Raw genomic sequence first — 21,169 nt, 5'->3', positions numbered from 1 at the left:
CGAAATCGGCAAGAGTGAACTCGCCGGGGCGATCCACACAATAAAGGACATGCCAACCGAGAGATATCCTCGTCACGTCTGACTGCTCGAGGAACTCCTCGCGCCCACGCTGGCAGACGAACACCAGCAGCGGACGGTCGCTGCGTACGAACGGACGAGAAACAGTGGAAACGAGGACCTCGAACCCGAGTACGATAGCAGAGCCGACGACTGGTTCGACGTCCGCTCGGTACCGAACGTAGAGTCTCGAGTCGAGTTACGCGGTCACCGATTCCCGGCGATCGATGAGGTCGCTGGCGGACGGCTGGCTCGACGCGGAGGTGTCACGCGGTGCCGGCAGCTCGGCGGCGCCCAGATCAGCCGATCCGGAACCGGCAGCTGCCACCCCGACGACGACGCCGGCCGCGAAGGCAACGCCGACGGCGCTCGCTTCCGGGTTCGCCGTGGTCGCAGCCTCGTCCAGATCGGCCGGGATTTTCTCACTTGCGTACTGTTCAACGGCGTCAGACTCGTTAATTTCCGTCTGCATGAGTCAACCGTTAATTGGTTTTTATTAGTATAAATATTTGTGTGAATGATCACAGTGACTAATCAGTATGTGAAATTAATATCCGATGTTCGCTGAACGATACAACCGCCGCGAAGTCGGTGAAGGTGACCTCGACGGCGCGGTCCACACGATGGAGAACACACCAATCGGGAGAGACCCTCGTCACGCCTCACGGCTCGAGCCGTCGCGAACTCCCGCACGATGCGACCGTCGACACCCCGAATCTCCGTCGACGCGCGCAACTGCTCTCCGAGCGGCCGGACCTCCAGGGTGAACCGCTCTGCGAGAACGTCGATACGCGGCTCGAGGGACTCCTCGCGCCCGTGTTGCAGGACAACCACTAGGAGCGGGCGGGCGGTTGCTGCGTACGAACGGACGGAGAACAGTGGAAACGCGAACTTCGAACCCGGATGCTACCGCAGCGTCGACGACGGGTTCGACGTCCTCTCGGCATCGAACGCGGAGTCTCGGTCGAGTTACGCAGTCACCGATTCCCGGTGATCGATGAGGTCGCTGGCGGACGGATGGCTCGACGCGGAGGTGTCACTCGGCGCCGGCAGCTCGGCAGCGTCCAGGTCGGACGACCCGGAGCCGGCAGCTGCCACCCCGATGGCGACGGCGGTGGCGGCGAGCACGATGGCAGTGGCTGGCACCTCCGGATTCTCCATGAACGCAGCCTCGTCCAGATCGACCGGAATTTTCTCACTTGCGTCCTGTTCAACGGCATCGGACTTTGTGTTTTCTCCCGACATTATCTGGCTGTTGATTAACCTCCTATTGGTATAAATCTTTGGTAGGAAAATAAAAGTGACGAGTCATTAAGGAAAATTTATATAATGTTATTCGCTGATCGGTACAATCGTCGCGAAGTCGGCGAAGGTGACCTCGACAGGGCGATCCACACGATGAAGGATATACCAACCGGGAGATACCCTCATCATTCCTGACGGCTCAAGCCGCGACGAACTCCCACATGGTACGATCGTCGGCACCACGAGTCACTACCGACGCGCACAACTCCTCTCCGAGCGGCTAGACGTCCAGGTCGAACCGCTGCGAGGGAACGTCGACACCGGTTCGAGAAACTCCTCGCGCCCGCACTGCAGAACAAACACTAGGAGCAGACGGTCGCTGAGTACGAACGGACGGGGAACAGTAGAAGGTGGACTTCGAACCCGGGTGCTACCGCAGCGTCGACGACGGGTTCAACATCCGCTCGGCATCGAACGCGGAGTCCCGGGTCGAGTTATGCGGTCACCGATTCCCGGCGATCGATGAGGTCGCTGGCGGACGGCTGGCTCGACGCGGCGTTGTCACGCGGTGCCGGAAACTCGGCAGCGTCAAGGTCGGACGACCCGGAACCGGCAGCTGCCGCCCCGACAACGACGCCAGCCGCCAAGGCGAGGGCAACGGCGCTCGCTTCCGGATTCACCGTAGCCGCAGCCTCGTCCAGATCGACGGGGATTTTCTCACTTGCGTCCTGTTCAACGGCATCAGACTGTGCGTTTTCAATCGACATTGTCCGACTGTTAATTAATAACAAATCATTATAAATGTTTGTAATAAGAATTCCGATATGTTGTTTGCGGTAGGCGATTTACGTCATATTGCGCTGACCGCTACACCCGTCGCGAAGTCGACGAGGGTGAGAACGGCGGCCGTCGAGACCGTGGGCGAGCGACGACGAGATTCCGACACAGATCTATCGCCGCACAAGCGTGCGCTTTTCATACTCGAGGCACCGACTGACTCCTATGAGAACGCACGGGACGCTGCGACTGGCGACGAGGGGGTCCGCACTCGCCCGGCGACAGGCCTCGCTGGTGAAAGAGGCCCTGGAAGACCACCGGTACGAGGTCGAACTCGTCACCGTGGAGACGACGGGCGACCAGATCAGAGACGAGTTGATCCACCGGCTCGGGAAGACCGGCGCGTTCGTCCGCGAACTCGACGAGCGCGTCCTCGAGGAGGATCTCGACGGCGCGGTCCACTCGATGAAGGATATGCCGACCGAACAGCCCGAGGAACTCGTGACCGCCGCGGTTCCCGAGCGAGGGGAGCCGGGCGACGCGCTCGTCACGCCCGACGGGGCGACGCTCGAGGAACTGCCTGCCGGCGCGACCGTCGGCACCTCGAGTCTGCGCCGTCGTGCCCAGCTTCTATCGGAACGCGACGACCTCGCGGTCGAACCCCTGCGCGGGAACGTCGACACGCGCCTCGAGAAGCTGCTCGCACCCGCCCTGCAGGACGAACACCAGGAGCGGACGGAAGCGGACAAGGAGCGAAAGGGGAACACGGGGAACGACGATTTCGAACCCGAGTACGACCGCACCACCGACGAGTGGTTCGACGACCTCTCGGAACTCGAGAAGGGCGCGCTCGGTCGAGAGATCGAGACATCGTACGACGCGATCGTCCTCGCGCAGGCGGGCCTCGAGCGCAGCGGGCTCGCCCACTACGTCGACTATCAGGAGCTCCCGACGTCGACGTTCGTCCCGGCACCGGGACAGGGAGCGCTCGCGGTGACCGCGCGGGACGGCGAGACGGCCCGCGATATCCAGACCGCGATCGACTACCCGCGAAGCCGCGTCGAGACGACCGTCGAGCGAACGATTCTGGCGGAGCTCGGCGGGGGCTGTATCGCGCCGATCGGCATCTACGCGCTCGTCCAGGGCGAGCACGTCCACGCGACCGTGAGCGTCTTCGACCGCGACGGCGAGGAATCGGTGGCCGCCAGCCGAGATCTGCCGGTCGAAACCCACGCGGAGGCCGCCCGCGAGTTCGCGCGGGATCTCGCGGACCGCGGCGCAGCCGAACTGATCGAGGGGGCTCGCGATGACGCCGAGAGCGACGACGACGGTGTCTCCGAGGAAGATAAACCCGAGGGGAAGTAGGTAGCGAGTACCAAATGTCAGGACCCGATATCGAGGCCGACCCCGGCACCGTCTACCTCGTCGGCAGCGGCCCCGGCGATCCCGACCTCCTCACCGTCAAGGCGAACCGCCTGCTCGAGGCCGCGGACGTCGTCCTCCACGACAAGCTTCCCGGCCCGGAGATCATCGAGGCGCTCCCCGAGGACCGACGCGAAGACGTCGGGAAGCGCGCCGGCGGCGAGCGCACGCCCCAGTCCGAAATCAATGAGCGACTGGTCGAACTCGCCCGCGAGGGCAAGTCCGTCGTCCGGCTGAAGGGCGGCGACTCCTTCGTCTTCGGCCGCGGCGGTGAGGAGGCCGAGTATCTCGCCGCCCACGAGGTTCCCTTCGAAGTCGTCCCCGCGGTCACCTCGGCGATCGCCGCGCCAGCGGTAGCCGGCATCCCGGTCACGCACCGAGATCACGCCTCCTCGGTGAGCTTCGTCACGGGCCACGAGGATCCGACGAAGGAGGAGTCGGCCGTCGATTGGGATGCGCTGGCAGCGACCGGTGGCACCATCGTCGTCCTGATGGGGGTGGGCCGGCTTCCGGACTACACCGCGGCGCTGCTCGAGGCCGGGATGGCCCCCGAGACGCCGGTCGCGCTCGTCGAACGGGGCACCTGGCCCGGCCAGCGGGTCGCGACGGGCACCCTCGAGACGATCGTCGACGCCCGCGACGAGGCAGGTATCGAACCGCCCGCGGTGACGGTGATCGGCGACGTCGCGGGAACGCGCGAGTTGGTCGTCGACTTTCTGCAAAACGACTACGGCGCGGCCGCCGACGAGACGGCCGAGAGTGGGGACTGAGCCGATGAGCGACGCACCCACAGTGGCCGTTTTCCGGCCCGACGACGACCGCCTCGAGCGAGCCGTCGCCCTGCTCGCGGAGCTCGGCACCGAGCCGGTCGCGGATCCGATGCTGGCCGTCGAACCGACCGACGCGACGCCGCGAACCGACGCCGAGTATGTGGTTCTCACGAGCAAGACCGGAGCCGAACTCGTCTCCGAAGCGGGGTGGGACCCCGGCGATGCGACCGTCTGTGCGATCGGACCTGCGACGGCCGATGCGCTCCGAGAGGAGGGGTACGCGGTCGATATCGTTCCCGAGGAGTTCACCTCGAGCGGTCTCGTGTCGACCTTAGAGGAACGGATCAGCGGCGCACGCGTCGAGGTCGCCCGCAGCGATCACGGCAGCCCGGTGTTGCTCGAGGGGTTCGAGGACGCGGGCGCGTACGTCCATGAGACGATTCTCTACCGGCTGGTCCGTCCCGAGGAAAGCGGCGAATCGGCTAAGCTGGTCGCCGAGGGCGGGCTCGACGCCGTCTGTTTCACCTCGTCGCTGACCGTCGAGCACTTCCTCGAGGCCGCCGCGGAGGCAGGCGTTCGGGAGGACGCACTGGCGGGACTCGCAGACGCCGTCGTCGGCGTCATCGGCGAGCCGACGGCGGAAACGGCAGCCGAACGGGGGATCGACGTCGACGTGGTACCCGACGAAGCGACGTTCGACGCGCTCGCCCGGGAGACCGTGGCGGCAACGTCGGCGCGCGAGCCGTAACGATATCTGGAACCCCGCTTTTTTCGCCGCGTCTCACTCCTCGAGCAGTCGGACGGCGAGCAGGGCCGGGAGTGCAAATCCGAAGGCGTTGACGCTCCCGTGCCAGCGGATCATCTCGGGGATCGTGATGAGCGACGGCGTTCCGGGAAGCGAGGCGGACGCGAAGGCGAGCGCCAGCGCCATCGTCCAGCAGATCGACAGCGCGGCGACGGCGAGCAACAGTCCCGGCAGTCGCGCCACGGCGGGAACGACGTCACGGAGGAGGCGGATCGCGAATCCCGCGACGGCGATCGTGAAGGCGATGACTGCGACGGCCTCGACCAGCGGGGAGAACGTGATCCCGACCGCGATCAGGAGGATGCCGACGACGATGACGACCGTCGCCGCGGCCGTCGCTCGTCCCGTGATCGCCGCCGGGAACGTTCCGTCGTCTCCCGTCAGAATTCGACCCGTCAGGCCGACGACGAGCGGCAACGCGAATCCGGCGTAGTGGAAGTGGACGCCCGTCAGAAGGACGATAATCGGCGCGAACCGGAGACTGACACCGGCCGCGTGCATGCAGAGAAACGTGGCGGCGACCGGCACGTACAGCAGGCCGGCGTCGATCGCGAGTTCGGGAAGCGGACCACCACCGCGGGCGGTGAGCCGCCCGAGTCCACAGAGCGCGATCGCACCGGTAACGCAGAGCCACGGGAGGGTGAGCGCCACTGCAACGAGCGACCCCTGCGGCGCGGCGAGGGCGGCAACGAGCGCCAGCGCGGCCGGGCCCTGCCCGACGACGGCGGCCCGATACGGAACCGTCACAGCAGTCCCGTCTCGAGGAATCTCGACCACACCGAAACCGAGCGGGATGAGGACGAGCGCGGCGAGTGCCACGTACAGCGCTACGGGAGCGATCGGAATCGTCCCATCGATCGTCCCGGCGACGAGTCCCAGCCAGATGACGCTACCCGCTACCGTGCTCAGGTCGGTGACGCGCCGACCGGCGAATCGAGGGCGAGGGCGGGGGCAGACACTCGTCGACGGGGCTGGCTCTCGAGCAGCGGTTGGCTCGCGATCACTCACGCGTTCTCACTCGGCAGGTCGATTCCACCGAGGGCCGACGGCGGCGCAGCGTCGTCCTCGAGCGGTCGAAACTCGGTCTCGAACGCGCCCTGGTATTCGAAGACGGTTCCGACGACAGGATTGGTGATCGTGGCCGAAACGCGAAACCGGTTTTCGCCGTCGTCGTACCAGTCACGAAGGTGGCCGTCTGCCGAGAACGGAGGGGGAACCTCGAGGTACCGTCCGCCGACCCGAAGCCATTGCGTGCCGATCGAGAGCGCCAGCGCGCCGTCCTCGGCCGAGATGTGCAGATCGGCCGCGACGCGCCCATGCCGCCCGAAGAGGTCGGTGAGACAGCCTCGAGCGGGGTTCCACCGGAGCGTATCCACGAACGTCCGGGGCGGCGATGTCTCAAAGCGCCGGCGAAGGACGAGCGCTTCGGTGCCCTCGTCGTCGACGAACGGCTCCGTGACGATCGTGAACGGAACGTCGGCCCCCCGTTCTGGGAAGAGGAAGTCGTCGATCGTTCCGAGCCAGAGGGCCGGCACTGCGAGGGGGCTCCGATCGAGTTCGTGCATGCGGCCGACGCCCACCGCCTCGCGGCCCGCGCCTGACTCGAGGCCGTACCGATCGCGGACGCGGGGATGGAGCGTCCACCACGCATCGCCGACCTCGCGCTCGAACAGTCCGGTCACGGCTGTTCCTCCGTTCCTCCGGTGAACGCCGCCAATCGGTCGGTTTCAGTTCGTTTCGGAATCATGTCTCGATTAGTTTCATGTCGCTATCGATGCTTGTCGGCCAGATACGCCGACAGCGTCCGGAGCGATTTCGGCGACACGCCGAAGGCCGTGACGTCGTTGTCCGTGGTCGTGTTGTCCAGCCCCAGCACGCGATACTGGTCGCGGCCGAACGGGACCCAGGGGATGGGGTCGACGAGGATCGCCGCGATCGCGGCCAGCCCCATCGGGATCGGCACGACGGTTCCCCCGCCACGAATCCGGCTGACCGTCTCGGCGAGCGTGAGCCGTTCGGGCCCACCAATCTCGTAGCACTGGCCGATGTGGCGGTCGTTCTCGAGGCCGTCCGCGAGCATCGGCGCGAGGTCGTCGACCCAGATCGGCTGGAGCCACGTCCGTTCGCCGCCCGGCAACAACGTGGCCAGCGGCGGTGATATCCGTTCGACGAACGGGATGAACGCACAGCCGTCGCCGAAGACGACCGACGGACGGTAGATAACCCACTCGAGGTCGGCGTCGCGGACGACGCGTTCGGCCCGCCGCTTCGCTCGGAAGTAGGCCGTATCGACGCCCGACTCGACACCCAGTCCGCTTAGCTGGACGAACCGCTCGACCCCGGTTCGTTCGGCGGCCGCCACGAGGTGACGGGTTCCCTCGAAATGAACCGCTTCGTGGCTCTGCCCTCGCGACTGGACGTGTGAGGGAAGCGCGACGAGGTTGACGACCGCGTCGTGACCGTCGACGAGTTCCTCAAGGTCCGACTCACTCACGTCAGCGACGGCTGTCTCGACGGCAGCCGGGAGACCGTCCGCATCGGGCGTCCGCGATGCTGCTGTAACCTCGTGGCCGCGATCGACCAAGACGCGACACAGCGCCCGACCGATGAATCCCGAACCGCCCGCGACCAGGACGTCCATACCGGCTTTTTCTATCATGGGATTGTAACTGTACGGTTCGCCGAACAGAGACGGTGATCGGGACGACGGACCGAGGAACGACGGCCCGGCGGGCTATTTGAACCTGGGATTCGAACGGGGGATCGATGTGCCGATCCGAACGGACTCGAGCGATCGCGAACCGAGCTACTCGCCGGGATACACGAGCCGGGATACCGGACCGATGAACGGGAGCCGTCGGCGGTTTCTGGCAGCGACGGGAACGGCAGTGGCCGGTGGCTGTAGCGCGCCCGAATCTGACCCGGTCTCGCCCACTGATCACGAACGCACCGAAACGACGATCGGGTTCGCCGGCGATACGATGCTCGGACGGGATCTCAACGGGCACTACGGGCGAGACGACGTCGATCCCGCGTCCGTCTGGGGCGACCTCCAGCCCCGGCTCGAGTCACTCGACGGCGTCTGCTGTAACCTCGAGTGCTGTCTGTCGAGGCGGGGTGACCCGTTCCCCGGCCGGACGTTTCACTTCCGAGGCGATCCCGGCTGGGCCGTGCCCGCACTTGACGCCGGGAACGTTCGGTTCGCGTCGCTGGCGAACAATCACGCGATGGATTACGGAGCGGTAGCGCTGACCGACACGATCGACGCGCTCGAGGCGGCGGGCATCGATGTCGCGGGCGCCGGTGAGTCGCCAGCGGCGGCTCGCGAGCCGGCCACGTTTTCCGTCGGCGCTGTCGACGTCGCCGTCGTCTCATTTGCGGATCGTTACGTCGGCTACAGCGCGACCGACGACCGGCCCGGAATAGCCCATATCAAACCCGATCCGGCGGATCCCGACACCCAACGGATCGTCGGAGAGGCGATCGAGCGCGCGCAAGCCAACGATCCGGATCTGCTCGTCGCGTCGGTCCACTGGGGGCCAAACTGGGTCGAACGTCCCAGCAAACTGCTCGTCGATTTCGGCCACTGGCTCGTCGATCGGGGCGTCGACCTCGTTCACGGCCATAGCGCCCACGTCGTTCAGGCGATCGAGCGCTACGACGACGGAGTCGTCCTCCATGATACCGGCAACTTCGTCGACGATTTCGGGATCAAAGGCGATCTGGGCAACGACCGAAGCTTCCTCTTCGAGGTCACGCTCGAGGGCGGGCGTCTCGAGGAGATACGGCTCGTCCCCATCGCGATCGACGACGGCGTCTCTCGCGCCAGCGAGGACGAGGCGGCCTGGCTCCGGGAGACGATGCGCGCTCGGTCCGCTCCGTTCGAGACGACGTACGAACGGGACGGCGACGGTCTCGTCGTCTCGCTGTGAACCGTTTCGTTCCCGGACGGACGAGCGGGACGATCCGCGGGTTTATGGGCGAAGCCGCCCCACCATTCCTCGATGGCAGGGCCGGTTCCCGAACTCGAGGATCGTGCGGTAGCGTGCGCCGAACGGCTGTGCGAGGCCGATCGCGTGCTGCTCGCCTCGCATATCGACGCCGACGGACTCACCAGCGCGGCGATCGCCGCGAAAGCCCTCGAGCGGGCGGAAATTCCGTTCGAGACGGTCTTCGAGAAGCAACTCGACGAGGACGCGGTCGCCGACATCGCGGCGACCGACTACGACACCGTCTGCTTCACGGACTTCGGGAGCGGCCAACTCGAGATCATCGGTGACCACGAGGACGCCGGCGACTTCACCCCGGTGATCGCGGATCACCACCAGCCCGCCGACAGGGAGACCGAGTACCACCTCAACCCGTTGCTGTTCGGGATTAACGGGGCCTCCGAACTTTCGGGAGCCGGCGCGAGTTACGTCCTCGCACGTGCGCTCGCGGACGTTTCCGACGGTAGCTCAGATCCGTCGGTTGCGGCCGACGGTGGTGAGCAAACCACGGGTTTGCGAACCTCGTCAGAGCAACGCTCCGACAGCAGCACCGTTACCGCGTCGGGAGCCGCAAACGCCCGCGCCGACAACTGCGATCTCGCCGCCCTCGCGGTCGTCGGCGCCGTGGGCGATATGCAGGCCGCTGGCGGCGAACTCCACGGCGCGAACGCGGCGATCGTCGAAGAGGGCGTCGACGCCGGCGTCCTCGAGACGGGCAAGGACCTCGCGCTCTACGGGAAACAGACCCGTCCGCTCCCCAAGCTGCTCGAGTACGCCACCGACGTTCACATCCCAGGCATCTCGAACGACTCGAACGGCGCGTTGCGGTTCCTCGACGGCCTCGACCTCGAGTTGAAACGCGACGGCGAGTGGCGGCGCTGGTCGGGGCTCACCAACGACGAAAAGCAGACAGTCGCCAGCGCGCTGGTCCGGCGGGCCGTCTCGAGCGGCGTCCCCGCGAAAAAGATCGACCAGCTCGTGAGTACGGCCTACGTCCTCAGCAATGAGCCCGTCGGCACCGAACTCCGGGATGCCAGTGAGTTCTCGACGCTGCTGAACGCGACGGCCCGCTACGAGCGGGCCGACGTGGGGCTCGGCGTCTGTCTCGGTGATCGGGACGGCGCGCTCGAGCGCGCCCGACAGCTCCTGCGCGAGCACCGCCGGAACCTCTCGAACGGTATTGATCTGGTCACTCGCGAGGGGGCGACCCAGGAGGAACACGTCCAGTGGTTCCACGCGAGCGACGAGATTCGCGAGACCATCGTCGGTATCGTCGCGGGAATGGCGATGGGCAACGCAGGGATCAGCCGCTCGAAGCCGATCATCGCCTTTGCAGACAAGAACGAGGAATCGGTCAAGGTCTCCTCGCGTGGCACCCACTCGCTCGTCCGGCAGGGACTGGACCTCTCGGCCGTGATGGGCGAGGCTTCTCGAGCCGTCGGCGGCGACGGCGGCGGCCACGACGTCGCGGCGGGTGCGACGGTTCCGAAAGGAAACGAAGAGGCGTTTATCGAACGCGCCGACGAACTCGTCGGCGAGCAACTCTCCTAACGACTGTCTGGCGGGTCGCGGGTGCGCCGGAACTGACGGAGCGTAGTCCGTCTGAGGGCTGGACCGGACACTCTGTTGCGCCATCGCAGCGCTCGCAGAAAAACCACCCCTCTCGGAGTTCGCTCGCCTATTGCATCTGCAGTAACTGCGCGTGCAGCGTCGTTCCAACCTCGAGGACGTTCGCTTCATCGACGAAGCCCTCCTCGACGGCGAGTTCGACGGCGCGGGTGCCGACGATGTTGGCGACGGCCGCCCGTGCGAGACTCTCGACGACCGCGTTCTCGTCGACCTCGTCGCCGCCGTAGAACTCCTCGGTAACGGTCAGGGAGAGCTCGCCCTCCTCGAACGTCTCGCCGAGGACCTCCTCGTCGCAGACGGCGACCAGCACCCCCTCCGCCGTCTCTCGCTCGTTGACGATCATTCGATTACTCGAGTTCCCACTCGCGCTCGTCCTCGTCGTCATCTTCGGTGCCGAGATCGGCGACGCCGAGATCGTCCAAGCCGATGTCGCCCTGTCGCCGGGGCGGCGACTGGCCTCCCATCCCGCGACCGCCGGCTCCGCCACCACCGCGACCGGCTCCCGGACGGCCGCCCGCTCCGCCCTGCCCCTGTCCGAGCATCTCCTCGCGGTCGTCCATCATCTCCTGTTCGGCGTCTTCGCGCATCCGGTTTGCCTCCTCGGCGATCTCTTCGGCCTCGTCGAACTCGCCGAGTTCCTCGAGGATCTCGGCTTTCGTCTCGAGCACTTTCGCGTTACGCAGGCCGAGCCGGATCGCGTTGTCGACGCAGTTGAGCGCCTCCTCGGAGAGCCCGCGCTCCGAGAGGAAAAAGGCGCGGTTGAACCAGCCCGCGGCGAAGCGCTCGTCGATCTCGATGGCGCGTTCGGCGTGCTCTAACGCCTCGCTCGTCTGGCCGAACTCCCAGAGCGCGTAGGCGAGGTTCGTCTCGGCGGTCGCGGCGTGCTCGCTCTCCTCGTCGATCCGCAGGGCCTCGCGGTGGGCCCCGATTGCCTCGTCCCACTCCTCGAGTTCGCCGTGGGCGACGCCCTTGTTTACCCACGCTTCCTGTGCGATCCCGTCGTCCTCGGCGAAGTGAGCGGTCCGATCGAAGGCCTCGGTGGCCTGCTCGTAGCGATTAATCTGCATGTAGTTCAGGCCGACGTCGAGCAGTTCGCTCGCGTCGACGTCGTCCTGATCGATGTTGTGTTGGTCTAACGTGTCGGTGACGACGCGGGAGTCGACGGGGTCGACCTTCGACGGGTCGACGCCGAGCTCCGGCGGGTCCAGGTCGAACTCCTCGTAGGGATCGCCGAACCCCTCTCCCTCGGAGAAGCGATGGTCGCGATCGTCGTCTCGGTCAGTCATTGCTGTAAATTGGCGACGACGACTGTTAAGGGCTGCGACCCGGGTATCGACGGTGTTCCGAGAGCGCCGAACGCCCCTCAGAATGTGGCTCTCAGACTCGTTTGCCGAGGCGTCTCGTGACTCCCCGAAGGGACTGCGTTACTTCCGCCGGGTGCGGCAGTCCAAGCTGGTACCGGACTCGATCCTGTCGCTTGAGCGGGTCGAAGACCGCGGGCTCTCTGAGCCCCCAGACCTGCGCACGACCCCGTCCGCCGTGTCGATCGAGGACGGCGTTCGCCGCGCGGCGGCCGGCCTCGTTGGCCGACTCCATCGACGCCAGGTCCGAATTCGTTCGCACGTAGTCGCTCGCCAGCGTCAGGTTTCTGATGGCGACGTCGGCCGGCGGTCGATTCCGGAGCGACCCGACGGTGTTGATCAACAGCGGCGAGCGGTTTTCGACCCCAGTATCCGTTTCGACGATCGAGGGATCGAGGAACCAGTCGACCAGCATGTCGTCCCGCAGCCGCCGGTCGGGTCCGTTCAGGTGGGTCTTCAGCTGCGCCCAGATCTCCTCGGCGATCTCTTCGCGCGTACATTCCCTGGCCGGTTTTTCGTGGTCGATTCCCGGCGTGTCCCAGTCGGAGGCAATCACCGAGAGAACGCCCTCGACCGCGTCGGGGCCGCGACTCTCGAGGTCGTACGCCGTCCAGAACTGGCGCTGTGAAATCGAGGTCAGCGCCCACGGTGCATCGGCGTAGACCTGGTGGCCGCGGCTCAGTTCGACGTTCTCGGTGAGGTAGAACTGGATCCCGTTCATCCAGGCCGTCTCGAGCCACCCGATCCGTCCCAGTTCCGGTGCCGCTCGGCGCAGCTCCGGCGTGAGAACTCGGGGGGCGACTTCGACCGGGACGGCCAGCACGAACTCGTCGGCCGTGACTCTCGTCCCGCCAGCCAGCTCGGCGCCGGTAACGCGTCGCCCATCGAACGCGAGGCCCTGCACGGGGGTGTTCGGTCGGAACTCGACGCCCAGTGTCTCGAGATGGCGAACCCACGGATCGATCCAGGCCTCGTTCGTCGGCGCGTTCAGCACGCGCTCGGTCGGCTCGGTCGGATCGAGCTGGCCGAACAACAACTGGAGATAGATGGTGCCGACCGTCCGGGCGCTCCCGACCTGTGGCCGGAGCGCGACGAGCGCCTGCGTGGTGTACGCGACCCGGTCGCGAAACGCCTGCGAGCGGTTCTCCGCGTCGATGAACTCCCACCAGGAGATATCGTCGAGTTCGCCCTCGCGCCGGGACTCGCAGGCGGTCAACAGGTACAGCAACCGCTCGAGCAGAAAGCGAACGTCCTCGCGGGGTAGGTCCTCCGCGAACGCTGGGCGAAGGGCCTCGAGCCAGCCGCGGATCGTGTCGGGGGTGCGCGTCTCGGCGATGCGACTCGGGCCCGTCGAATTCGCGATCAGCGTCGCTTCGGTCTCGACGAGGTTGTCCGCGACGGTGCCGTCGCCGTCGGGGATCCGTTCCATGGTCTCGACGACGTGCCGGTAGAACGCCGGGAAGAACCGGAAGCCGTGTTCGCCCTGGAGCGCATCCGGATCGTCTCCGATCGGCATCGAGCGTGCTTTGCCACCGAAGCGGTCGTTGGCCTCGAAGACGGTCACGTCGAACCCACGCTCGGCGAGTTCGTGGGCTGCGGTGAGGCCGCCGATTCCGCCGCCGAGGACGGCTACGTCGGTCATTGGAGTATTCTGGTCGCCGATGTATATAACGAGCGTCCCTCCCTACGAACCGGTCGGCGGCCCGGCTCCCTGCGAACGAGGCAGTCGAGACGAAAGCGGCGCGGCCATCAGTCGTCGACGGGAGCCTCGAGTTCTTCGAGGACGGCATCGGTCGTCACGACGTCGCCGTACTTGGCGTCGATATCGAAGAGGTTCGCACGGTGTGGTCCCTCGGCTCTGTCGCCGACGGCATCGGCGGGGACGATCGTTCGATAGCCGTGCTGGAGGCTGTCGACTGCAGTCGCGCGAACGCAGCCGCTGGTGGTCACACCGGCGATGACGAGGGTATCGACGCGGTTGGTGGTCAGTTCCGATTGCAAGTCGGTGCCGAAGAAGGCGCTGGCGTACTTCTTGAGGATGACGCGCTCGTCGTCGAGCGGTGCGATTCGGTCGTCGACCTCGACGTGTTCGGTGCCGAGTCGGAGTTCCCTGAGCGCGGGTACTTTCTCGATGAACACTCCTGCATCGCCGTAGGACTCCTCGAACGCGACGGTGGTGAAGTACCGCGGGAGATCGAACGCTCGGAACGCCTCGAGGAGGCGTTCGGTTTGCTCGAGGACGTCTTCGACGTCCGACCCGAGATTCGAGTCCGGATCGGTGAAGGCGTTGATGAGGTCGATGACGACCAGTGCCGGTCGCTCTCCCATCCCGACGGTCTCGCCGAATTCTCGTTCGTCGTAGTGGTCTTCGGTGGCTTCGATCCAGTCCATAAATTGTGTCTGTCAGTTCGTTCTGAGTCTGTCGGATGCGTTCCGGGTCTGTCAGGTGGTTCCCCGGCTGTCTGATGGGTCCGAGAGCAGTCGTTGGCCAGTTCAGTTGTGACGGTCGTCGAACTCGCGGCGTTCGGCGGCGATCCGATCGGCGAGTTCGCCCTCCTCGGGCAGAGGGCCGTAGTCGAACTCCTCGAGGTCGTCTCGTTCGTCGCGCCCGGTTTCGCGCGCCTCCTCGGTCGCGGCCCGATCCACGGTTCCGTCGTCGCCAACGATGACGCCGTACTCCTCGCGTGCGGCCTCGGTGGAGACGAGTCCCTGCCGGATCTCCTCGGCGACCAGTTCGGGATCCCGCTCGAGCGGATCGCCCAGTCCGCCGCCGCCGGCGGTCCGGAAGATCAGTTTGTCGCCGGCCGAAACGGCGACGTTTTCGACTTTGGAGGGGAGTTCCTCCTCGGTCCCGTCGGTCCGGACGAGTCGTTTTTCGCTGGTCTGTGCGTGTTTCCCGCCGTCGACCCCCCACGGATAGGTGTGTGCGCGATCGTCCTGGAACGTGATCGCGCCGTCCTCTTCGAAGGTATAGACTTTCGTGATGCCGTGTCCACCGCGGAACTCTCCCGCACCGCCGGTGTCGGCGCGCGTGCTGTACTCGTTGATGGTGAGCGGGTAGTAGGCCTCCTGAAACTCGGCGGGAACGGTTCGGAACAGCGGCCACCAGGAGTGGCCGTCGAGGCCGTCGCCGCCCGGCCGAGCGGGGATGCCGCCGTAGAGGATCTCGAGCATCTGGAAGTCGTTCCCCTCGGAGTCCGTCCCGGCGTACACCAGGTTCGGCGAGGTGCCGTAGCTGCCGGCGACGCTGAAGTCGTCAATGAGCTTCGAGAACGTCGCCTGCAGGACGTCGAACTGGCGGGCCATCAGCGGCAGCCGGTTGCCCAGTGCGGCCGGGAACTCCGGCTGGACGACGGTCCCCTCGGGCAGGTTGACCTCGAAGAGATCGTAGTAGCCGTCGTTGAACGTCAGTAGCGGGTCGAAGGCCATGATGAGGAAGACGCCGGTGAACATCTTGAACATCTTCTCGTTCAGGAGGAAGTTCACCGTGCCGGGGACCTGCGCGTCGGTCCCCTCCCAGTCGAGGTGGACCGTATCGCCCTCGCGATAGATCTCGAGGTGGAGCTTGATCGGGCCGTTGCCCATGCCGTCGTCGTCGACGTAATCCTCGAAGGTGTAGCGTTCGCCCTCGGGCACGAACTCCCGGATGAGGTCGATCATTCCGTCGCGGGTACGGTCGAGGATGGCGTCGCACCCCTCCAGGTAGGTCTCCTTCCCGAAGCGGTCACAGAGTTCCTGTACCCGGGCTTCGGCGGCGGCCGTCCCGGCCGCGAGTGCTTTGATGTCCGCCTCCGCGTGCTCGGGAAGACGCGTATTGTGCGCGAACGTCTCGAGGAGTTCGCTGTCGAACTCGCCTTCCTTGTAGAGTTTGACCGGTGGGAGACGCATACCCTCCTCGAAGATGGTGGTGGCCTGGACGGGCATGCTGCCGGGCGTCTTCCCGCCGACGTCCATCAGGTTCCCCCACTGGCTGCCGAAGCCGACGAGATCGTCCTCGTAGAAGATCGGTCGGAGCAACAGCATGTCCGGCGTATGCGAGACCGCACCGGCGCACATGTAGGGATCGTTGGTGGCGATGACGTCGCCGTCGTTCAGCTCGTCCCAGCCGAACGGCGCGTTCTCGATGATCGTGTCGATCGCGCTGCCGAACTGCCCCATCACCATCCGGCCGTTCCGGTCGGCAATGAGGGGAAACTGATCCGACTGTTCCCGAATGACCGGGCTGATGGCCGTCGTCTCGAGGACGCGATCCATCTCGTAGCGCGTGTTCGAGAGCGTGTTCTCGATAATATCGAGGGTCGTCGTGTCGATATCGTGGTCCCCCACGAAGTCGGGCGTGGCGTTTGCGTGCTGGCTCATTTGGAATCACTCCGCGTTATCTCGAGGTTCGCGTACCGATCGACCGTCGCCGCGTGATCGGGCTGGACGACGACGGTCGAGTCGTCGTCGGTGACGATCGCCGGCCCGTCGATCACGTTCCCGGGTCGCATCCGTTCGCGGTCGTAGATCGGCGTGTCGTGGGAGGCATCGTCGAAGAAGACGTCCTGTGTCCCGACTCGTGCGTCGCTGGCGTCCTCGTCGCCGAGTTCGCTCGCTTCGAGCGTCACTCCCTGCATGGTCCCCTTGCCGATGACGCGGAGGTTCGCGATCTCGAGTGGCGCGTCCAACGAGAAGCCAAAGCGCTGCTCGTGGCGCGCCTCGAAGTCGTCTTTGATCGCCGCAATGCCGTCCTCCGTCCGGAGGGTCGACACGTCGATCGGGATGGACATCTGCACGTCCTGCCGGTAGTACCGGCAGTCGGCGTAGTACTCGAAGGCGTGGTTCTCCTCGGCGACGCCCTCGGACGCGAGCCAGTCGGTCGCCTCGTCGTTCAGCTCCTGATACGCGTCGTACACTGCCTCCCCCTCGACGTCCTGATCCGTCTTCAGGTAGGTTTCGGAGAACTCGTTTTGGACGTCGCTCGTCAGGAAGCCGAAGGCGCTCATGACGCCCGGTCCCGGCGGGACGATCAGCGGGTACGCGTCCATCACGTCCGCCAGCGCGTTGGCGTGCATCGGGCCGGCACCACCGAAGGCGACGAGACCGAAGTCGCGCGGGTCGTAGCCGCGCTCGACGGAGACGACGCGGAGCGCGCTGTACATGTTCTCGTTGACGATGTCGAGGATCGCCTGGGCGGCTTCCTCCACGGTACTGCCGCGTTCGTCGGCGACCGTCTGGATCGCGTTACGGGCCGCATCGCGGTCGAGGTCCATTCGACCGCCGAGCTGGACGTTCGAGGGAATGCGACCGAGAACGACGTTCGCGTCGGTCACGGTGGGCTCGTCGCCCCCCTGACCGTAACAGGCCGGCCCCGGATCGGCCCCGGCGCTCTCGGGGCCGACCTGGAGCGAACCGGACAGCTGAACGCGAGCGATGGAGCCGCCGCCCGCACCGACCGTATTCACGTCCACGGCTCGGGATTTAAACTCTCTGTAGCCGACCTTCGTCTGGCGCGTCGTCCCCGGTTTGCCGTCCTCAACCAGCGAGACGTCCGTCGAGGTGCCGCCCATGTCCAGCGTGAGCACGTCGGGTACCCCCTTCTTCTCGGCGATGGTCGCTGCACCGACGACGCCGCCCGACGGCCCCGACAGGGCGAGCTCGACCGGCCGGTGTTTCGCGGCGCCGGAACTCATTAGCCCTCCGTCGGAGCGGACGACGTTCATCTTCGCCGTCGAGCCGGCGTCCTCGAGCGAGGCGTCGAGGTCGTCGAGATAGTCGATGACCTGCGGTCGCGCGTAGTCGTTGATGACCGTCGTCAGCGTCCGTTCGTACTCGCCGTACTCCGGGACGATCTCCGCGGAGATCGAGACCGGAAGCTCCGGACACTCGTCCTGAATGACGTCCCGAACCTGCCGTTCGTGCGTCGGGTTCAGGTACGAGTTCAGGAGGGCGACGGTAAGCGACTCGACTCCCGAATCGGCGAGTTCTCGAACGGCGGCTCGTACCTCGTCCTCGTCGATCGGCTCCTGTTCGTTCCCCTCAGGTGAGTCGATTCGCCCGCCGACGCTCCGCGTGTCGACGAGATCGGCCAGCGGAGCCGGTTTCTCCATGTCCATCCACCCGTAGAGCGGTCCCGGCGTCCACGCTCGAGCCAGGTGGAGGATGTCCTCGTGCCCCTCACTGGTGATCAGACCGACTCGCGAGCCGGTCTCCTCGAGCAGCATGTTCGTTACGACGGTCGTGCCGTGGAACAACAGGTTCAGATCGCTGACGGTCGTGCCGGCTTTGTCGACGGCTTCCCCGATTCCGTTGATCACGCCCTCCGACGGGTTCGACGGCGTAGATAGCACCTTGTCGATCGTGAGTTCGTGGGTGTCCTCGTCGAAGACGATGACGTCAGTGAACGTCCCACCCACGTCCACTCCTAAATTGTGTGGCATTTGTTATCGTACGTGTTTCAGAACCACAGCACCTCGAGTAAACGTTCTCCCGACCAGTGTTGGCTATTTATGTGGCACCTCGCTTCTCGAGCGAGACCGCGACGAGAACCGGTGCGCTCTCGACTGACGTTCTTGCCGAGGATAGTGTTCAACTCGTCTCGAAGCGGTGACTTCCGTATTTCCTGGTTCTGGTTTTCCGATGCGTCCCGCCCCGACTGGTCCGGCGGGGTATATAAATAGCCAACACTGGGTGGACCAACTGTCTTTGGTCGACGCGATGTAGCACATCGAAATGACAGCACGAGAACGAACGGGTCCGCTCGATGGGCTCCGCGTCATCGACATGTCTGGGATGATAAGCGGTGCGTTCGCGACGACGATGATGGGCGATTTCGGCGCGGATGTCGTGATGATCGAACATCCCCAGACCGGTGATCCGATCCGCGAGTGGCCCCAGAAGACCGAGAGCGGGGAATCGCTCGCCTGGAAATCGCTGGGTCGAAACAAGCGGTGTATCACGCTCGATCTCGGTTCCGAACGCGGTCGCGAGATCGCCCTCGTCCTGATCGAAGACGCCGACGTCGTCTTCGAGAACTTCCGTCCGGGGACGATGGAGCGGTGGGGACTCGGCCCCGACGACGTTCACGATGTTAACGAGGAGGCGATCATGGTTCGACTCTCCGGCTACGGACAAACGGGCCCGAAGTCCCAGAAACCGGGGTTCGGGACGATCGCGGAGGGTATCTCCGGCTGGGCGCACGCGAACGGCTTCCCCGACCGCGAACCGCTCTTGCCCCCGATCAGTCTCGCGGATCTGACGGCCGCGCAGTTCGCCCTGCAGGCGACCATGATGGCGATCTTCGAGCGCGACATCGGCCGCGGCGGAAGCGGTGAGGGACAGGTCATCGACGTGTCGCTGACGGAACCCCTCTGGCGGCTGTTCTTCGGCGAGGTCGAGGCCTACGACCGGATGGAACACGTCCGCGAACGGACCGGCAACCAGCACCCGAGTACGGCCCCGCGGAACATCTACGAGACCGCCGACGGGCACATCACCATGTCCGCTTCGAACCAGAAGATCTTCGAGCGCGTCGCCGAGGCCATCGACAAGCCCGAACTCGTCGACGATCCGCGATTCGAAGACAACTCGGCCCGCGTCGAGAACAACGAACCGCTCAACGCGGCGATCGAATCGTGGACGAAACAGCGCACGACCGCCGAGGCGACCGAGACGCTCGAGGCCCACGACGCCATCGTCGGTCCCGTTTACGACATGGCGGATATCTTCGCGGACGAGCAGTTCCAGGCCCGCGATAGCTTCGTCGAGGTCGAGGATCCGGACATCGGATCGATCAAGACGTTCGCCCCCGTCCCGAAGTTCTCCAGAACGCCGGGCGAGGTGGAGTTCCTCGGCCCGCAACACGGTGAGCACAACGAGGACGTTTACCGGGGCGAACTCGGGATGACGGCCGAGGAGTACACGGAACTGAAAGCGGAGGGAATCATCTAGATGCAACTGAACGACGTGACGCTCCGGGAAGGCGACCAGATGCCCGGACGGGAGTACACCGCCGAGCAAAAGATCGAGTGCGTCCGTGCGCTCGACGACCTCGGCGTTCCGTTCGTTCAACCGGCGTTTCCAGCGACGGGCGAGAAGGACAGGGCCGTCGTCGCGGAACTCAGTGGCACGACCGACGCGGAGATCATCGCGCTGGCGCGGGCGCTCGAGCGCGACATCGACGCGGCGGTCGACGCCGGTGCCGACGTCGTCGAAACGTTCGTCTCGGTTTCGGACAGACACCTCGAGCACCTCCTCGGGATGTCTCGGGAGGAGATGCTGGCGATGCTGGCCGAGGCGGTCGACTATATCTCCGATCGCGGCGTTACACCGCACGTCACGCTCGCGGACGCCTTCCGAACGGATCACGAAGCGCTGGTCGAGGTCTTCGGAACGATCCCGAACGTCCCGTTCGTCACGCTCGCAGACTCCGTCGGCGCACGGACGCCCGCGACCGTCTCGTCGACCCTCGATCGGCTCTCGGACGACGTCGACTTCTCGCGCGTCGGCGTCCACTTCCACGACGATATGGGCTGTGGCACGGCGAACGTCCTGACGGCGTACCACGCCGGCGTCCAGAAGGCCGACGTGAGCGTCGCGTCGTTGGGTGAACGGGCGGGGAACAGTTCGCTCGAGGAAGTTGTCGTCGCCTGTGCCGTCGATCTCGGCGACGATCTCGGCATCGAGGCAGACGAACTCGTTCCGGTCTGTCGGACCGTCCTCGAGACGCTCGGGGAGGAGTACGGCGACCGAAAGGCGATCCTCGGCGAGGCGATCTCGGAACACGAGTCGGGGATCCACACCGCCGCGATGCTCAGCGATCCTGCCACGCTCGAGCCGTTCGATCCCGCCGCCTTCGGCGGTGAGCGCCGACTCGTGTTCGGCAAGGCGACGGGGGACGATGGCGCGCGCAAACTCCTCGAACGCGCGGGTGTCGAGACCGACGACGAGACGCTTTCGTCGTTCAAATCGACGTTGGCCGAGCGCGGCCCGTTCGATCTGGACGAGGCGCTGACCCTCGCGACGCGGGAGTTCGGTGACTGAGAGACGATCGGTCCGCCGCTCGAGCCGTTACTCGGCCCTCCACTGGTCGGTCGTATTTAGGCAAGGGTTATGTCGTGTGGATAAGTACCATAC

20 protein-coding genes and 1 pseudogene are annotated in these 21,169 nt (G+C 65.6%); 9 read left to right on the top strand and 12 right to left on the bottom strand.

Annotated elements, in window-relative coordinates; genetic code table 11:
- Window positions 1-256 precede the first annotated feature (256 nt).
- The gene (locus ACEWFR_RS10445) at window positions 257-529 is read right to left on the bottom strand and encodes a hypothetical protein (RefSeq protein ID WP_374060969.1); all 273 of its coding nucleotides are present in this window, start codon (window positions 527-529) and stop codon (window positions 257-259) included.
- A 125-nt stretch (window positions 530-654) separates the two neighbouring features.
- On the opposite strand from ACEWFR_RS10445, the gene ACEWFR_RS10440 reads away from it, so the two are divergent.
- Entirely contained in the window at window positions 655-894 is a 240-nt protein-coding gene (locus ACEWFR_RS10440) for a hypothetical protein (RefSeq protein WP_374060968.1), read from the top strand.
- Between the two features lie 132 nt (window positions 895-1,026).
- On the opposite strand, the gene ACEWFR_RS10435 is transcribed toward ACEWFR_RS10440, so the two are convergent.
- Window positions 1,027-1,302 carry a hypothetical protein gene (locus ACEWFR_RS10435; RefSeq protein WP_374060967.1) on the bottom strand — a complete coding sequence of 92 codons (276 nt, stop codon included), beginning with the start codon at window positions 1,300-1,302 and terminating at the stop codon, window positions 1,027-1,029.
- A 123-nt stretch (window positions 1,303-1,425) separates the two neighbouring features.
- Between ACEWFR_RS10435 and ACEWFR_RS10430 the strand changes: the two are divergent.
- Window positions 1,426-1,760: pseudogene (locus ACEWFR_RS10430) on the top strand (porphobilinogen deaminase); the annotation flags it as partial.
- Between the two features lie 36 nt (window positions 1,761-1,796).
- Here the strand turns inward: ACEWFR_RS10430 and ACEWFR_RS10425 are convergent.
- Window positions 1,797-2,069, bottom strand: coding sequence for a hypothetical protein (locus ACEWFR_RS10425; protein ID WP_374061147.1), 273 nt, complete (start codon window positions 2,067-2,069; stop codon window positions 1,797-1,799).
- A 235-nt stretch (window positions 2,070-2,304) separates the two neighbouring features.
- Here ACEWFR_RS10425 and hemC point away from each other — a divergent pair, with 235 nt between their 5' ends.
- From hemC to ACEWFR_RS10410, 3 genes are read left to right on the top strand one after another with little or no spacing between them, the layout of a single operon-like run.
- A complete protein-coding gene (hemC, locus tag ACEWFR_RS10420) occupies window positions 2,305-3,444 on the top strand; it encodes a hydroxymethylbilane synthase (protein WP_374060966.1) in 1,140 nt (379 codons plus the stop codon).
- Window positions 3,445-3,458: 14 nt separating this feature from the next.
- The gene (cobA, locus tag ACEWFR_RS10415) at window positions 3,459-4,271 is read left to right on the top strand and encodes a uroporphyrinogen-III C-methyltransferase (protein ID WP_374060965.1); all 813 of its coding nucleotides are present in this window, start codon (window positions 3,459-3,461) and stop codon (window positions 4,269-4,271) included.
- A 4-nt stretch (window positions 4,272-4,275) separates the two neighbouring features.
- On the top strand, window positions 4,276-5,019 hold the full coding sequence (locus ACEWFR_RS10410) for a uroporphyrinogen-III synthase (protein WP_374060964.1): 744 nt from the start codon (window positions 4,276-4,278) through the stop codon (window positions 5,017-5,019).
- Window positions 5,020-5,052: 33 nt separating this feature from the next.
- Here ACEWFR_RS10410 and ACEWFR_RS10405 read toward each other — a convergent pair whose 3' ends face one another.
- From ACEWFR_RS10405 to ACEWFR_RS10395, 3 genes are all read right to left on the bottom strand, one after another.
- Window positions 5,053-6,084, bottom strand: coding sequence for a YndJ family transporter (locus ACEWFR_RS10405; protein ID WP_374060963.1), 1,032 nt, complete (start codon window positions 6,082-6,084; stop codon window positions 5,053-5,055).
- On the bottom strand, window positions 6,081-6,758 hold the full coding sequence (locus tag ACEWFR_RS10400; protein ID WP_374060962.1) for a DUF4166 domain-containing protein: 678 nt from the start codon (window positions 6,756-6,758) through the stop codon (window positions 6,081-6,083). Before ACEWFR_RS10400 ends, ACEWFR_RS10405 begins: the two co-directional genes overlap by 4 nt.
- A gap of 86 nt (window positions 6,759-6,844) precedes the next feature.
- A complete protein-coding gene (locus ACEWFR_RS10395; RefSeq protein WP_374060961.1) occupies window positions 6,845-7,717 on the bottom strand; it encodes a complex I NDUFA9 subunit family protein in 873 nt (290 codons plus the stop codon).
- 202 nt (window positions 7,718-7,919) lie between these two features.
- On the opposite strand from ACEWFR_RS10395, the gene ACEWFR_RS10390 reads away from it, so the two are divergent.
- Both ACEWFR_RS10390 and ACEWFR_RS10385 read left to right on the top strand, forming a co-directional pair.
- Window positions 7,920-9,008 carry a CapA family protein gene (locus ACEWFR_RS10390; RefSeq protein ID WP_374061140.1) on the top strand — a complete coding sequence of 363 codons (1,089 nt, stop codon included), beginning with the start codon at window positions 7,920-7,922 and terminating at the stop codon, window positions 9,006-9,008.
- Between the two features lie 72 nt (window positions 9,009-9,080).
- Entirely contained in the window at window positions 9,081-10,616 is a 1,536-nt protein-coding gene (locus ACEWFR_RS10385; protein ID WP_374060960.1) for a DHH family phosphoesterase, read from the top strand.
- Between the two features lie 127 nt (window positions 10,617-10,743).
- Here the strand turns inward: ACEWFR_RS10385 and ACEWFR_RS10380 are convergent, their stop codons facing one another.
- The 6 genes from ACEWFR_RS10380 to ACEWFR_RS10355 form a co-directional block, all read right to left on the bottom strand.
- Complete coding sequence (locus tag ACEWFR_RS10380) at window positions 10,744-11,037, bottom strand: DUF424 domain-containing protein (RefSeq protein WP_374060959.1); 294 nt, start codon at window positions 11,035-11,037, stop codon at window positions 10,744-10,746.
- A gap of 4 nt (window positions 11,038-11,041) precedes the next feature.
- Window positions 11,042-11,980 (bottom strand): tetratricopeptide repeat protein, encoded by a 939-nt coding sequence (locus ACEWFR_RS10375; RefSeq protein ID WP_374060958.1) that lies wholly within the window; start codon window positions 11,978-11,980, stop codon window positions 11,042-11,044.
- Window positions 11,981-12,071: 91 nt separating this feature from the next.
- A complete protein-coding gene (locus tag ACEWFR_RS10370) occupies window positions 12,072-13,697 on the bottom strand; it encodes an FAD-dependent oxidoreductase (protein ID WP_374060957.1) in 1,626 nt (541 codons plus the stop codon).
- 107 nt (window positions 13,698-13,804) lie between these two features.
- On the bottom strand, window positions 13,805-14,446 hold the full coding sequence (locus tag ACEWFR_RS10365; RefSeq protein WP_374060956.1) for an isochorismatase family protein: 642 nt from the start codon (window positions 14,444-14,446) through the stop codon (window positions 13,805-13,807).
- A gap of 102 nt (window positions 14,447-14,548) precedes the next feature.
- Window positions 14,549-16,414, bottom strand: a complete 1,866-nt coding sequence (locus ACEWFR_RS10360) for a hydantoinase B/oxoprolinase family protein (protein ID WP_374060955.1) — start codon at window positions 16,412-16,414, stop codon at window positions 14,549-14,551.
- Complete coding sequence (locus ACEWFR_RS10355; protein WP_374060954.1) at window positions 16,411-18,474, bottom strand: hydantoinase/oxoprolinase family protein; 2,064 nt, start codon at window positions 18,472-18,474, stop codon at window positions 16,411-16,413. Before ACEWFR_RS10355 ends, ACEWFR_RS10360 begins: the two co-directional genes overlap by 4 nt.
- Window positions 18,475-18,766: 292 nt before the next feature.
- Between ACEWFR_RS10355 and ACEWFR_RS10350 the strand changes: the two genes are divergently transcribed.
- Together ACEWFR_RS10350 and ACEWFR_RS10345 are read left to right on the top strand one after the other, a co-directional pair.
- The gene (locus ACEWFR_RS10350) at window positions 18,767-19,984 is read left to right on the top strand and encodes a CaiB/BaiF CoA transferase family protein (protein ID WP_374060953.1); all 1,218 of its coding nucleotides are present in this window, start codon (window positions 18,767-18,769) and stop codon (window positions 19,982-19,984) included.
- Entirely contained in the window at window positions 19,985-21,076 is a 1,092-nt protein-coding gene (locus tag ACEWFR_RS10345) for a LeuA family protein (protein ID WP_374060952.1), read from the top strand.
- The last annotated feature ends 93 nt before the right edge of the window (window positions 21,077-21,169 follow it).

This window comes from Natrinema sp. H-ect4 (assembly GCF_041894845.1).
In the GTDB taxonomy this organism is placed as follows: domain Archaea; phylum Halobacteriota; class Halobacteria; order Halobacteriales; family Natrialbaceae; genus Natrinema.
The sequence above is the reverse complement of the archived record's forward strand: the minus strand, read 5'-3'. Positions and strand labels throughout refer to the sequence as shown.

Bases quoted from the DNA above. Each gene is read 5' to 3' on its own strand.
- cobA (WP_374060965.1), top strand. From the start codon at position 3,459: ATGTCAGGACCCGATATCGAGGCCGACCCCGGCACCGTCTACCTCGTC.
- ACEWFR_RS10350 (WP_374060953.1), top strand. From the start codon at position 18,767: ATGACAGCACGAGAACGAACGGGTCCGCTCGATGGGCTCCGCGTCATC.
- ACEWFR_RS10395 (WP_374060961.1), bottom strand. From the start codon at position 7,717: ATGGACGTCCTGGTCGCGGGCGGTTCGGGATTCATCGGTCGGGCGCTG.
- ACEWFR_RS10445 (WP_374060969.1), bottom strand. From the start codon at position 529: ATGCAGACGGAAATTAACGAGTCTGACGCCGTTGAACAGTACGCAAGT.
- ACEWFR_RS10345 (WP_374060952.1), top strand. From the start codon at position 19,985: ATGCAACTGAACGACGTGACGCTCCGGGAAGGCGACCAGATGCCCGGA.
- hemC (WP_374060966.1), top strand. From the start codon at position 2,305: ATGAGAACGCACGGGACGCTGCGACTGGCGACGAGGGGGTCCGCACTC.
- ACEWFR_RS10390 (WP_374061140.1), top strand. From the start codon at position 7,920: ATGAACGGGAGCCGTCGGCGGTTTCTGGCAGCGACGGGAACGGCAGTG.
- ACEWFR_RS10380 (WP_374060959.1), bottom strand. From the start codon at position 11,037: ATGATCGTCAACGAGCGAGAGACGGCGGAGGGGGTGCTGGTCGCCGTC.
- ACEWFR_RS10375 (WP_374060958.1), bottom strand. From the start codon at position 11,980: ATGACTGACCGAGACGACGATCGCGACCATCGCTTCTCCGAGGGAGAG.
- ACEWFR_RS10385 (WP_374060960.1), top strand. From the start codon at position 9,081: ATGGCAGGGCCGGTTCCCGAACTCGAGGATCGTGCGGTAGCGTGCGCC.
- ACEWFR_RS10360 (WP_374060955.1), bottom strand. From the start codon at position 16,414: ATGAGCCAGCACGCAAACGCCACGCCCGACTTCGTGGGGGACCACGAT.
- ACEWFR_RS10365 (WP_374060956.1), bottom strand. From the start codon at position 14,446: ATGGACTGGATCGAAGCCACCGAAGACCACTACGACGAACGAGAATTC.
- ACEWFR_RS10410 (WP_374060964.1), top strand. From the start codon at position 4,276: ATGAGCGACGCACCCACAGTGGCCGTTTTCCGGCCCGACGACGACCGC.
- ACEWFR_RS10370 (WP_374060957.1), bottom strand. From the start codon at position 13,697: ATGACCGACGTAGCCGTCCTCGGCGGCGGAATCGGCGGCCTCACCGCA.
- ACEWFR_RS10435 (WP_374060967.1), bottom strand. From the start codon at position 1,302: ATGTCGGGAGAAAACACAAAGTCCGATGCCGTTGAACAGGACGCAAGT.
- ACEWFR_RS10425 (WP_374061147.1), bottom strand. From the start codon at position 2,069: ATGTCGATTGAAAACGCACAGTCTGATGCCGTTGAACAGGACGCAAGT.
- ACEWFR_RS10355 (WP_374060954.1), bottom strand. From the start codon at position 18,474: ATGCCACACAATTTAGGAGTGGACGTGGGTGGGACGTTCACTGACGTC.